Below are 13,344 nucleotides of genomic sequence, written 5' to 3'. Positions count from 1 at the left end.
GAATGGACCGACTTTGCTGTGCCGCCGCCGTATATCTCGCGGATTGTGGTCGCAGCGCGCAAGATGGCTTCGGGCCCATCATCATTAGCCGGGCATACGGGATTATAAGCTTCCACGGGCGATAGGGCCGCTTTTCCTTTGTTCGGATTTTCAGCTTTCGGCGGTCATTCTCAAACGTTGAGGTGCCAGACAGGATTGCGCTGACCTGCTCAGTCGATCGTCTGGGGATCGCAAAGAACATCGCGATAGGCGCAGAGATCCGCGAGAAGTTCTTGTTCATCGGCAAGGATGTGATCCCGCTCCTTCTGCCCGACGAGTTGAATAAGGTAGCTTTGTTCATCGATGCCCTGCCGGTCGATGGACGGGTGATAAAGGCTGGATGGATCGTCGAGACTGGGAGCGACCCCAATATCCTCATTGGTGACGAATGATGCATAGGGCATGTAATGCGGTGTGGTCACCGTATGCACCTCCATTTCCGGCGGTGCGACCGTGCGGTGAAGAGGCGCGATCATGTAGGACGTCCCGCCCTTCTCCGGAACCATATATATCCCGTCTTGGAAACCACTTTCGATTTCGGCGTACCGCTCCTCCGGCTCAAGACCTTCCGCCCGCAACCGAGCGGCCTCACTTCGTTTCGAGATCCATCGGCATCCGGTCAAATTCCGTCCCGACGTCCTGGCCAGGGCGGCCGAAGAAAAAGTGAACCCAAATGCCAGGAACAAGAAAGACAACGCTGCTGCCAACGCCAGACCGTGGGCTTCGACGTGCGCGCACGCCGCATGATCTCAAAGGTGTCGTGACCAGCCGCTGTCGCCAGCACGATCTCGGCCCGCCAGACCAGCTTGCACACTGTGTTCCGGTTGGCGATCAGCGCTTGAAGCTCAGCGCGGTCGGCGGGGCCAAGATAAAGGCAGATGTCATCGCGTCTCATGCGCCGAACATGGCGCATCATAACGCAACTGGGAATCTTCTGTCAGATGGCGAACACTAGGTCTTTTCGAGCGGCTGGTTTAGGCTCGTCGCATGGGACGATTGACCTTAAGCATAAACGTCACTCTGGACGGCTGCGTCGACCATGAGGAGGGAATCGCTGACGACGAGACGCACGCGTTCTTCACTCGCCTGATGGACGAGAGCGGAGCGATGCTGTGGGGCCGCATCACCTACGAGATGATGGAGAGCTACTGGCCGGCGGTCGCTCGCGGCGACGTGGAGGCGCCGCCGGCGATACGCGAATGGGCTGTCAAGCTGGACGCCAAACCGAAATACGTGGTGTCATCGACGCGAACGGACTTCCCGTGGACCAACAGCCATCATATTGCCGACGACCTGCGAACAGGCGTACAGAGGCTCAAGGACGCGACTCCGGCCGGCGTGCTCCTCGGTAGCGGCAAACTCGCAACCGAGTTGGACCGGCTGGATCTGATCGACGAATATAAGTTCCTCGTCCATCCCAGGATCGCCGGCCATGGCCCGACCCTGTACCAGGGCAGGCTACCCAGTGCGCGTCGGCTCGAACTGGTCTCGGCGAAGCCGCTGCGCAACGGTGCGGTTGCTATGCACTATCGGCGTGAGCGCTGACTCGGAGCAGCCTCAACGCGCCCAACTCAGGGGTTTGCGCGTCGAAGGAGCGCCGCCGATTTACAGTCGGAGTTGGCCGTATTATACTTGTTTCATTGGTCGGTTTCGCTGCGACCAGCATGAATGACATGGTGTGATCGCGGCGGTCGCTCTCCCCGGGCGAACGAGGTCTGATAGGATCAGCCTCACCAATTAAAGCCGTGAGGAGAACGACCATGAGCAACTATGTTGGTCTCGACGTTTCGTTGAAAGAGGTCTCGGTCTGCGTTGTGGATGCGCAGGGATCGGTTGTGAAACGCGCGACCCTGCCGACGGACCCGGATGTCATCGCCGACCATCTTTCCCGGGAAGTTCCTGATGCGGAACGTGTCGTGCATGAAAGCGGGATACTCGCCACTTGGCTGACGCGTGAGCTTGAGAAGCGCGGTGTCCCGATCATCTGCATCGACGCTCGCATGGCGCACAAGGCTCTGTCTGCGCGCCTCAACAAGTCGGACAAGGCGGACGCGGAGGGTCTGGCGCAGCTGTCTCGGACCGGCTGGTTCACGAAAGTCCATGTTCGCAGCGAAGCCTCCGACCGAGTGCGGGCGCTGGTGGGGGCGCGAGAACGACTGATCCGCATGCGCAAGGATCTCGAAGCCCATATCCGCGGTGTCCTCAAAACCTTCGGCATCCGCATGGGAGCTGTTCCCAGTGCCCATCATCGCCAAGGATTCCGAGACCAGCTTGCCGAGGCTGGAGCCTGCGATCCGATGCTGGGGCTTGTGGCACAGACCATGATACCCATCCACAAGACACTTTGCGCCTCGGCGGAAGCCCTGGCCGATGAACTGATGCATGTTGCCAAGCAGAATACGTTGGCACGTCGCCTCATGACAGTGCCGGGCGTCGGCCCCCTCGTGGCGCTCAACTTCATCGCGACATTGGACGATGCGAGCAGGTTCCGTCGATCGAGCGATGTCGGCGCGTTTCTGGGATTGACGCCACGACGATACCAATCGGGCGAGATCGACAGATCAGGCCGTATCTCCAAATGCGGAGATGCCGAGATGCGACGTCTGCTTGTATCCGCTGCCGCGTCCTTGATGACACAGGTCAGACGGTTCTCACCTCTCAAGTCCTGGGCGATCCGGCTCAGCGCGCGCAAAGGCTTCAAGAAGGCCGCCGTCGCAACGGCACGCAAGATCGCCGTGATCCTCCATGCCATCTGGCGTGATGGAACCGAGTTCAACTGGAAAGGGGAGCCCGCAACCTGACAAACAGAATACCCGCCTGAGGACAGGGCGGGTTCGGCGTCCTCCGGGACGGTGGCAGATCGATCTCGCGTGAAGCGGTCGAGGTGACGCCAACCGCATCAACCTCGTGAATGACATTCCAGACGATCAGCCCCGGACGCCATCATGAAGCGGCACTGCCTGACTTCGGAGAGAACCAAGACCCCGGCGGACAACAGAACCATGCCCTTGACATCACCGCGATCAGAGAACCGGTTCGGTGAAGCCGCGTCGCGCCGGGGCATCGCACATCGAAGTTCGTGGCAGGAAGGGGCCGAATGCCGATCATGTCTCGAGAGGGCATTGCCAAGTTGTTTGGTGTTTGTGACTTGGGTAGAGGTCGAGGCATGAAGATACCCTCGTTACTGCCGCACCTGAAGGGTTTCCGTTTTCCGCGCGAGATCATCGCGTACGCGGTTTGGGCCTACCACCGGTTTACACTCAGCACGGCGGATGTTGAGGATCTCCTGGCCGAACGGGCATCATGGTCAGCCGCGAAACCGTGCGGTTTTGGGTCAACTGGTTTGGCGCGCATTTTGCGGCTTGCTTTCGCAGGAACCGGCCGCATCCGAACGACAAGTGGCACATGGGCGAGGTCGTGATCCCGATTGGCGGCGTGAAACACTGGCTCTGGCGGGCCATCGATGCCAATGGGGATACGCTCGACATCTTGGTTCAGACACGCCGGAATGCCAAAGCTGCCAAGCGCTTCCTGACACGGTTGATTGCGCAATTCGGCCAGCCGCGTGTAGTCATCACCGACAAGCTACGCAGCTATACCAAGCCGATCGCGCGTCTGGCTCATGCGCTGGACCCTAGGCCCCTGACGGACCTTTACGATGTTCGTCATTGTTATCGCCCTGAACATGCTGTGCACCGTACTCGTCGACTGAGATCAGATTAGTCCCCAGTCGCAGAGCTGTGCGACGGCGTGGCTTACCCCGTTCTCCTGTCGCATCCGTGCGCCCACCGCACGGGCGTTCGCCTGCATCTCGGGCGTTAGCGCCTGCCGCACTGCTCCCGCCACTGCATTCACACTCGGCGCCTTCTGCTCCAGGGGCGGCGGTGCGACCCCGCGCTGCTGCAGGCACCACGCCCAGAACGGCTGATCCCCGAAACGGGGCATCACAACCGAGGGGATGCCCGCTCGCGCCGCCGCTGCCGCGGTCCCCGCCCCGCCATGATGGATGGCCAGTGCCACGCGCGGGAACAGCCAGTCATGCGGGCAGTTCGCCACGGTCAGGATATCGGGGCCAGAGATCGCTGCCACCCCACCCCATCCGGTAGCGAGGATCGCACGACGACCGGACGACCGGATACTGTCGCAGATCCGCGCGGTAACCTTCAGCGCCTCGACGCTGTGCATACTGCCGAAACCTACATAGACAGGCGGCGGCCCGTCCTCCAGGAACCGCTGCAACGCAGGTGGAGGGCACCAGTCACCTGGGGTGTCGAGGTGCCAGTATCCGGCCACATGTTCCTCTTCCGGCCAGTGGGGTGAAGGCGGGCAAAGCGTGGGGCTGAACCCGTAGAGCAGCTTGCGCCCCTGTCCCGCGAACCCCGGCCCCGAGCGCGGCAGCGGCGGCAGGTCCAGATCGCGGCGGAGTTGCGAATAGCCGGGTGCGAGCATCTGCCAGGTTGTCACCCGCAGCAGCCGGTAGAGTGTAAGATTCACCCAGCCCGGATAGGGTCGGCGCGGCGGTTTCAACGCCATGGGTGGAATGTCTGGACAGGGAGAGGTGGGCTGCAGCTGCGTCTCCACCCACGGCACGCCCAGCACCTCGGACAGCGAAGCGGCGAGGACCGCCGTCATTCCGTTGCCGATCAACAGGTCCGCATCCGCTGCAGCGGCACGCCCCTCCGCTGCCCAGTTCACGGTCATCTCGCGAAAATGTCCACGCAGCCGCGGCAACAGTGCCAGCGGATTTCGCCCCCGGCGCAACACCGAGGGGTCACGTTTCATTATCTCCAGGAAGTCCGCACTCAGCGGTGCGAATTCCAGCCCCGCCTCTTCGATCAGTGCCGCACAGCCGTTGCCGGTGGCAATGCGCACCGCATGGCCCGCGCGCGTCAGGCCCAGTCCCAACGCGACCAGCGGACGCACATCGCCCTGGGTGCCCGCGGTGAATATCGTGATCCGCATGGGTCCTTTTCCCCGGCGCGGCTAGGCCAGCTGCCGTTCCATGTGCCGCGCCACCACGGCGGCATGGGCCGGGTCGAGCATGTCCTGATGGTGGCAGGCCAGGTCGTGCACCACCAAATCACCGACGCGATCGCGCCAGATCTCCGGCGTGTGGTGCAGCAGCCGGTCGAGCCCGGCGCTCCCGCCATGTGTCGCCCGCAGAAAGGTCATCGAGGCCCGCGTCCGGCCCGGGCGGTAGCGCCGGGCAATGGCGAGATTGTTCTCGATCACGCCACGCAACCGGGCGATCACCACGTCCGGGGATTCGCGCGTAACATCCAACAGCGGATGCGCATAAACATCATAGGCCTGGCACAGGAACTGGGTCAGCTCGGCCATGTCCGTGGGCATCCGCGCCTCCTCGACGGCGCCGAAGCCCAGGAATTCCAGTGTCGCGTGGATCTGTGCCGTCTCCGCGCCGTGATCGCCATCCACGAAGGGATAGGCGTCGAGGATCGTCAGGCTTGCCACTTCCGCGCCGCTCGCCTCCAATCGCTCGGCAATGCGATGGGCCAGCAACCCGCCCATCGACCAGCCCATGAGGTGATAGGGGCCGGTATCCTGAATGTCGCGGATCGCCCGCAATTGGATATCCGCCATTTCCTCGATACTGCCCGGAAGGCTACCATCCCCGACACCGGGGGCCTGAAGCCCGTGCACCGAAATGCCAGGACGCAGGTGGCTGAGCAGTGCAGAATAGCCCCAGGCGAGGCCCAGCACCGGATGCAGGCAGAACACGGTCGGTCCGTTCGCCGCGCCTTCTCGTAGCGTGATCACGGTGTCGAACGGGTCGTGATCCACACGGCTGTCCAGCCGTTCGGCGATCTGGGCGATTGTCGTGGCCTCGAAGATCGCTGCCAATGGCACGCGGCTTCCGGTCATCTCTCGCAATTGCAGGAGCATGCCTGTTCCCAGCAGGGAATCGCCGCCAAGGTCGAAGAAATCGTCATGGATACCGACATGCTCCGTCCCCAGCACATCCTGCCAAAGGCGGACCAGTTGCCGCTCCAGGTCAGTTCGAGGCTCTTCGGCCGCCCGTGCCGTTTCAGTTGCGGCTTGCCCCTCGAACGCGTCGGGCAGGGCCGCGCGGTCGATCTTGCCATTGGGGTTCAGCGGCAGTGCATCCATCCGGACGAAGGCCGCCGGGATCATGTAATCGGGCAACCGCCGCGCCAACGCGCGGCGCAGGACTGTACTGTCGGGCATGTCCGGTGCCGCGACATAGGCGGCCAGAGCCACAGTCCCGCTCTCCCGTGCACAGGCACGTACGACGACCTGCGCGGGATGCACGATCGCCTCCAGCGCCACTTCCACCTCGCCGAGTTCAACGCGATAGCCGCGGATCTTCACCTGGAGATCGTCGCGTCCATGATATTCCAGTACCCCGTCCGCGCGCCAGCTCGCCCGATCGCCGGTGGCATAGATCCGCCCCGCCCCGAACGGATGGGACACGAAGCGCTCCTCGGTCAGTTCCGGCCGGCGATGATAGCCGCGCGCCACTCCCGCCCCGCCGATATAGAGATCCCCGACACCGCCCGGCGGAATGGGCCGCATCGCCCGATCCAACACATAGGCCTGCGTGTTCGCCAGCGGCCGTCCGATCGGCGGCGCGTCCAGATCCTCCGGCCCGATCTCATGTATCGTCGACCAGATCGTTGTCTCCGTCGGACCGTAGAGGTTGATTACCCGGTGCGCGTGGGCGTGCAACTGTTGCGCCAGCGCGGCTGGCAGCGTCTCTCCGCCGGTCAGGACAGTCAGGCCTCGCACCACCTCGGGTTGCCAGCTCATCAGCCCCTGCCAATGCGAGGGTGTGGCTTGCATCACCGTCGCACCACTGTCGGTGATCGCACTGGCCAACCGGTCCGGATCCCGCGCCACATTGCGCGGCGCGACGATCAGCGTTCCGCCGGTGATCAGCGGCAGAAAAAGCTCCAGCGCCGCGATATCGAAGGCCAGCGTGGTGGTCGCCAGCATTCGGTCGGCCGCCCCGAAGCCCACCGCTTCACGCATTGCCACCAGCAGGTTGGTCAGTGCCCGGTGCGGAACGATCACCCCCTTTGGCACCCCGGTAGAGCCGGATGTGTAGATCACATAGGCCGGTGCGTCCGCCGAGACAGTCCCTGCCAGCGGCGAGCCCGGACATTCATCGAGATCGACCTCGTCCAGCAGCACCGTCTCTCTGCCGTCGAGCGCGTCGACCGTATTCCTTGTCGCCAGGCGCAGAACGGGCGCCGCGTCATCCAGAATCGTGGCGTTGCGGGCGGGCGGCGCTTCCGGGTCCAGCGGCAGATAAACCGCCCTGGCCCGCTGCACAGCCATTAGCGTCAACGGCATCAGCCGGTCGCGCGGCAGGGCCACGGCGACGATATCGCCTGTGCTGACCCCGCGCGCCTGCAAGAGCCGGGCTAGGCGATTGGCCTGCGCATCCAGCGCGGCATAGCTCAACACGCCCGCCCGGTCCTCGACGGCAACGGCGTCGGGTGTGGCTGCGCAACGTTCCTCGAAAAGGGTAAGCCAAGGCACTTCCGGCAGTTCGGTCGCGGTGTCGTTCCATTGCGTCAGGATGCGCGCCCGCTCTTCTGGTGCCAGCAGTTCCGCCGTGCCGACCGGCAGGTCGGGATTGGCCACCAATTGTTGGATCAGAAGGTGCAGCCGCGCGACATGCGCCTCTAATTCCTCCATCGAATAGAGCGCGCGATTCGCATCAAGGTCGATCCGCAGACCCCGCCCGTCCCCACGGTCATAGGCGAAGAAGGTCAGATCCTCGACGGTGCCGTTCGACAGGTTATGTGTCCGTCCCTGCAGCCCGCCGAAATTCAGGTTGTAGTCGAAGGGTTCGATATTCACGCCCACCCAGGAAATTTGCTGGTTCGCCGCGATCAGCCCCAGATCGCGGCGCAGATCCTCGTAGCGGTATTGCTGATGGCGCAGCGCGGTGCGCAGCACTCGCGCGACCTGTGAGATCAGGCCGGACAGGCTGCTGTCATGGTCGATCTGCATGCGCAGCGCCACCGCATTGGCCATCATGCCGGGAATGCGGCGGAGATCGCGCCGGGGTCGAGCCGAGACCGGCATTCCCAGCACCAGATCCCCCGCCCCGGTCGTCCGGTGCACGTAAAGCGCGATTAGCGCGGTGATCACCTGCGGCAGACTGGCGGAAGCATCGCGCGCGATGGCACGCAACATCTGCACCTCGCCTTCCTCCAGCATCAGGCTCGCCCGTAGCAGACCGCCCGCACGCACGGCGCTGCGCCGCGTCGCCAGCGACACGGGCGGTGGCAGGTCGCGCATCTCATCCAGCCAATACCTGCGGTCCATGTTGTAGCGGGCGGAATTGCGATAGCTCTGCTCTGCCTCGCGCTGCGCCGACAGCGACAGGAAATCAGGCGCCTCCACCGCGCGGTATTCCATCATGGCGGTATAGACCGCCGCCAGACGCCGGGTGATCATCCCGCCGGTAAAGCCGTCGATCGCCACATGATGACAGCGGTGATACCAGAAATACTGTTCCGCCCCCACACGGAACAGGGCGGAGAACCACAGCGGGTCGTTGCGCAGATCGACGGGACGGTGCAACTCCTCCTCCATCCAGGCCACGGCACGCTCCTTCGCATTGGCTTGAGCGGAGAAATCGAGAAAGGGCAGCCGGTGGTCGTATTCCGGCAGGATGGTCTGGTACGGACCGTCCGGCGTGTCGATCACCCGGATGCGTGTCGCCTCCACCTCGCTCGTGACGGAGTACAGCGCAGACAGGAAGGTTTCGCAATCCAGCGCCCCGGAAATCTCGGTATACTCGGCCAAGTTGAACACTGCATCGGCCGGCCCGATCTTCTGTCCGATCCACAGGCCCTGCTGCGCCTTGGCCAGTGGCAAGGCGGGAATCTGGGCCTCGGCACCGCCGTTTGACAACCGGGGTTTAAGCTCCGAATCAATGTCCATGAGTATGACCTAGCGCAATTTAGGGTGTATTAGTCTCAACAGAATACGACTTTAAGTTGGTTCACAACGATTCTGTTTGGCTTGTCCCGCATTGTCCGTCATCAGATGATCTGGAGCATGTTGGCCTGATTGGTCGCGGAGAAAGTAGCTCTATTGGTGCTTCATTCTATGCCGCAGCCTTTCGAAGCAGCAAGCGGCGTTTCCGGATGGTCAGTTCCTTGATCTCCTTTCGTCGTCCGAGAATGGCTTCTGCCCAACTGCAGTAGACGTCGGCTGGTGTCAAATTGCGCAGGATCTCGTGGTGCTTGTGATGCTCGATGAAGTCACCGATGGCTTGTTCGAGTCCGCTCGGCAGGTAGTAATTTTTGAGCAGAGTGCGGTTTTTACGCGTCTGGTGCCAACGCTCGATTTTGCCTTCGGTCTCTGGAAACATTATGTTGCTGAAGCGCTTTTCCAAACTCATTCGCAGCCGGCTTAAAACAACTTGGCAATGCTTGGTCAAAAGGTAGTCATTTTCGGGATCGGTCCCGTCTGATCCAGATATGCCGGATCGAACGCTGCCAGTGCGACCAGTCGATCGTAATCGTGGAAATCCACCTGCCCATCCCGGAACGTCACCAACCCCTTCCCCCCGAAGTTGCCGTAGAACCCGGTTGATGTGTACTCCGCTCAATCCAGGGCATCCGCGAGATGATATTGCGTCAGCGGTGGCATATTCCGCCTTGCTTCCCAGTCCGACAAGCGCCAGCCGGGCTGCGAGTTCGAGCAGGAAATGCGCCATCCGCGAATCCGCGTCACGCCGTCCGATGCCAACGAGATGTTCGGCAACCATTGCCTCGTCCCGAGACGCCGCCCAACGGATAGCTGTTGCCAATCGCGGGGTTTGCGCAAAGGCGCCCAGCAGATCACTCACCAGAACCTCGACAGCCTGAACTTCACCTATCGGCTTGATGCTATGATCCGAGGCTTGGAGCAGAACGCTGCGCAACCCCAGAAAATCCTCCGGGATCTGGAAATCCACGATCTGGCGGGTGCCATCGGGTAGAATCTTGTAAGAACAGACCCAACCAGCCTCCAAGATATAGGCAGCCTGATCCGACTGTCCCTGATGGACCATGCCCCGTCCGGCGACAAAGGTCCCGCGGCGCTGGTGCAAACGCTTCAGGGTTTCGAGCTCTTGAGGCGACAGGGCCTCATGCTCCGTGCTCAAAAACAGCTGAGTTCGACTGCGAAATTATGGTTTCGATGGCGCCTGAAGAAGGCGCGAAGGTGATCGTGTCAACTACTGGCGAGAAATTCGCAATCCTGGCTGGTGTAGTTTTTAGACCGTTTCGGCATTGTTGCACAAACGAAGGTTCTTGCGTAGGTGCCCCATTCGCCGGTTGTTTTTTTGCGTCACACTAATGCAAGATCTTTCGACGCTGGGCAACTAATACGCAACGTTCTTCGATTGTGCAACAACGCCGGAACCAGGCATGCGCATAACTACAACTTTAGTATTGAAGCATCCCGCCCCTTCGTAAATCGCGTTGGCCCTGTTCTGCAATTCAATTGGATGTGCTTTCCGTGGAGGCTTCGTCCTCGGCAGCAGCGACAATGGGCGCTTCAAAGTGAAGCGGAGCCCGCATCAGGAAGACGTTATAGAGTGGCTTCCACCGAGACATCGTGAAGCGAACCGAGTCATCAAGCGTTTCACCTGGCACGATATAGGGGGCATAAAGACCTGGATAGTTGCTCGCTTCCGCCACCGTCTGGGGCTCACTCCAGGGACCGACAAGTTCGGTCGCGGTTCGCAAGACGATCGCAGCCTGAGTCTCGTCAAGATACATCATCAGCCATCGGCGGTGCGGCTCGCTCCATGCAACCGAAAGCTCACCTGCCGGGGCCGGTACGACGGCCGCCGCAGAGTGATGATCGGACACCCAGCCGCTGCCGTCCCAATAACGGTAGGCGGCAGGATCGAATATGTCATCGCGTTTGGCCCGCCGCAGCCGTACCTCGCCAAAGCGGCCTTCGGGGATTCCGAAGGTGTAGATCATCTCGCCCAGATCGACAAAGGCTACTTGCTCGAAGCCGGAGCCGTTCGGCCAGACGGCAGTCGGTGACCTGTGCCAAGTCTGTCCGTCATCGTCGGAATAGGCGAGGCCGGACCTCCGGACGAGCCACTGGCCGTCCGAGGTCCACATCCGCACCGACATGTAATGCAGCACCATTCTCTCGCCAAGTGAGATGCCGTTGGTGGGGATTACGGTCCACTCAATGCCAGGAACCTTGGCGGAGCGTATAAGCTCTTTAGCGTTACCGTCCGGCCCCTTTATCATCTGGGCAAAATCGAAGGAGCTGAGCGGGTCGGCGATTCGTGCCATTGTGCTGCTGCGCCAAGCATTGCCACCGGGCCCGTAGGTATCTCCGAACACCATGTAGAGTGCGTCCTTGTGTCGAAACATGTGGCCGAGATCGGTGCCGTAAACGTTCCAACGATCAGTCTTGTTGGCTGAGTTTGGACCGGTCAGTTGTTGTATCATCTCGGCCGAACCGACGCGGAGCTTCGCTATGGCGGAGGTCTCCTCGGGCGTGGGCGCTGCAGGCAACACGGCATCAAGCGCAACGTTCCCGTCGCCCGCTCCCTGCATGCTCTGCCTTGCAGGTGCCTGTGTGTTGGCCAGAAGCATACCGGCGGCGATGCTTATTCCGATAGCAGCGAGACGAAAACTCACGCGCGATCTCCTATTCCAAGGAATCTGCCGCGAGCTTCATCTGGCCGACGGAACGTTATTCCTGACCAAGGTCCATAGGCGAAAATCCGCCGAAAACGCAAGTGTAAAACAAATTCTTGTATTCACGATTTCGCGTGGGCGATCATGAAGCAGCACAATGTCGAAACAATCTTCATTCTCCTCCGTCGCCGGTTCCCGCTTCCGAGCCGGCATCCGCGGTGCTGGCGCAGCGGAAGGCATAAGCGGGCCACGGCGTACCCTCTGGTTGATCGAGAGCCCATGATCGGCAGGTGAGTTCGGGATGGCGATGCTCGATCCAGCGCAGGAGCTGCTCACCATCGGTCGGCACGACGATGCCCGCAACTTCATCTTGCTCGACTGCGGCTTCCTCGGCACGCCACGGCACCCGATATCGGGCCGACGGCATTTCGCCGAGAAGTTCGTGGTAAAGCGTGGCCATCCTGAGGTTATATGTCATCGAAACCAGTGGTTCTTCGACCGGGGCCTGAGCGACCAGTGCCGCAATCGTTTCTGGTAATTCAGTGAAAATCGGCTGCCGCGCGGTCAGGCCCTCGGCCATCACCGTGGCCCGCCATGCGCCAAACGCGATCAGTAGCAGGGCTGTGCCCAGTTGCATCAGCCGCCAGCGACCAAGCCACCGGCCAACTGCCGCAGTCGCGCCGACAAGCAGCGGCCCGAGAACCGGCAGGTGGAACGCCTGGATATCGTAAGCGCCGTACCAGATCACGAAAGGCACGAAGGACAACGTCACCCCGAGCATGATCGCCAAGCCTCGCCAGCCTGCATCGCGCCGGCGCCAGCCTGCCAGGAAGAGAACCAGACCCGCGATGATGAGTGGCGACGAGATCCACGGATGCGCTGAGCGCAGCGTGGTGAGGAGCGTCTCGGAGCTGTAGGTCGATTGTAGCCCGGAGCCGTAGAGACCGCTGAAATAGCTTCCGGTGATGTATTGGAGGAATTCCGTTACCGTCGGTGGCAAAGGTAGATATTCGGAATAGGCCGTCGCCGGATCGTAGGTGATGTAGGCGAGGTAGAGATACTGGCTGGCACCAAGCACAATAGCGAGCAGCACGGACGCGATAATCCGCGGATGTAGCAGGGAGCGCCAATGGGCGAGCGTTACCAGCAGGAACAGCGGCACCAGCATGATCATCATCAGATGGTTGCCGAATGACATCGCGTAGATGGCGCATGCCGCGATGAAATAGGCCTTGCGCTTGCTCTCGACGAAGAGGATCAGCAAAAACGACGTCGAAAGGATGAAGGCCAGTGCGAGCGGATAGACTTCGGCCTCGGTTGACTGAACGGCCATCAGGCTGGCGCTGCCGAGCAGGAGCGCTCCTGCGATACCAAATAGCGGGCTGCGGGTCACGCGCTCGACGATCAGAAAGGCTATCATATTGGCGAGGGCGCCCGGAAGCGCGGCCATCGTGAAGGTCATCGCAAGCCACGGCTCGACCGGCAGATCGAGCGCGCGTAGCAAGGCCCCCAGGAACTGAATTATTGGGTAGCCGGGTCCATGGACAAGAATCTGGGTGTGTCCAAGCGCCTGGAACTTGGCTGAGTCGCCAGCGTTCATGACACCGCCGAGTCCCGGAAACAGGCAATAAGCGTAATATGCAATCCA

Annotated in this window: 7 protein-coding genes and 4 pseudogenes; 3 read left to right on the top strand and 8 right to left on the bottom strand. The window is 61.6% G+C overall.

Features of this window, described 5'->3' with window-relative positions; all coding sequences use genetic code 11:
* Nucleotides 1-209 precede the first annotated feature (209 nt).
* Together JHX88_RS19720 and JHX88_RS19715 are read right to left on the bottom strand one after the other, a co-directional pair.
* Nucleotides 210-515: a hypothetical protein gene (locus JHX88_RS19720; RefSeq protein WP_141225937.1), complete on the bottom strand. Its 306-nt coding sequence runs from the start codon at nucleotides 513-515 to the stop codon at nucleotides 210-212.
* 218 nt (nucleotides 516-733) lie between these two features.
* Nucleotides 734-934 (bottom strand): annotated as a pseudogene (locus tag JHX88_RS19715) (IS630 family transposase); the annotation flags it as partial.
* A gap of 92 nt (nucleotides 935-1,026) precedes the next feature.
* Here JHX88_RS19715 and JHX88_RS19710 point away from each other — a divergent pair.
* The 3 genes and pseudogenes from JHX88_RS19710 to JHX88_RS19700 form a co-directional block, all read left to right on the top strand.
* Nucleotides 1,027-1,584 carry a dihydrofolate reductase family protein gene (locus JHX88_RS19710; RefSeq protein ID WP_076528600.1) on the top strand — a complete coding sequence of 186 codons (558 nt, stop codon included), beginning with the start codon at nucleotides 1,027-1,029 and terminating at the stop codon, nucleotides 1,582-1,584.
* 215 nt (nucleotides 1,585-1,799) lie between these two features.
* On the top strand, nucleotides 1,800-2,840 hold the full coding sequence (locus tag JHX88_RS19705; protein WP_146364680.1) for an IS110 family RNA-guided transposase: 1,041 nt from the start codon (nucleotides 1,800-1,802) through the stop codon (nucleotides 2,838-2,840).
* A gap of 365 nt (nucleotides 2,841-3,205) precedes the next feature.
* Nucleotides 3,206-3,678 (top strand): annotated as a pseudogene (locus JHX88_RS19700) (IS6 family transposase); the annotation flags it as partial.
* 75 nt (nucleotides 3,679-3,753) lie between these two features.
* On the opposite strand, the gene JHX88_RS19695 reads toward JHX88_RS19700, so the two are convergent.
* From JHX88_RS19695 to JHX88_RS19670, 6 genes and pseudogenes are all read right to left on the bottom strand, one after another.
* A complete protein-coding gene (locus JHX88_RS19695) occupies nucleotides 3,754-5,001 on the bottom strand; it encodes a glycosyltransferase (RefSeq protein ID WP_076528813.1) in 1,248 nt (415 codons plus the stop codon).
* A 21-nt stretch (nucleotides 5,002-5,022) separates the two neighbouring features.
* Entirely contained in the window at nucleotides 5,023-8,979 is a 3,957-nt protein-coding gene (locus JHX88_RS19690) for a non-ribosomal peptide synthetase (RefSeq protein ID WP_084203330.1), read from the bottom strand.
* A 166-nt stretch (nucleotides 8,980-9,145) separates the two neighbouring features.
* Nucleotides 9,146-9,406: pseudogene (locus JHX88_RS19685) on the bottom strand (IS3 family transposase); the annotation flags it as partial.
* A gap of 71 nt (nucleotides 9,407-9,477) precedes the next feature.
* A pseudogene (locus JHX88_RS22400) lies at nucleotides 9,478-10,195 on the bottom strand (Crp/Fnr family transcriptional regulator).
* A gap of 331 nt (nucleotides 10,196-10,526) precedes the next feature.
* On the bottom strand, nucleotides 10,527-11,696 hold the full coding sequence (locus JHX88_RS19675; protein WP_084203331.1) for a DUF4185 domain-containing protein: 1,170 nt from the start codon (nucleotides 11,694-11,696) through the stop codon (nucleotides 10,527-10,529).
* A 172-nt stretch (nucleotides 11,697-11,868) separates the two neighbouring features.
* On the bottom strand, nucleotides 11,869-13,296 hold the full coding sequence (locus tag JHX88_RS19670; protein WP_176011504.1) for a protein O-mannosyl-transferase family: 1,428 nt from the start codon (nucleotides 13,294-13,296) through the stop codon (nucleotides 11,869-11,871).
* Nucleotides 13,297-13,344: the final 48 nt, after the last annotated feature.

Source organism: Paracoccus saliphilus (genome assembly GCF_028553805.1).
GTDB classification, from domain to species: domain Bacteria; phylum Pseudomonadota; class Alphaproteobacteria; order Rhodobacterales; family Rhodobacteraceae; genus Paracoccus; species Paracoccus saliphilus.
The sequence above is the reverse complement of the archived record's forward strand: the minus strand, read 5'-3'. Positions and strand labels throughout refer to the sequence as shown.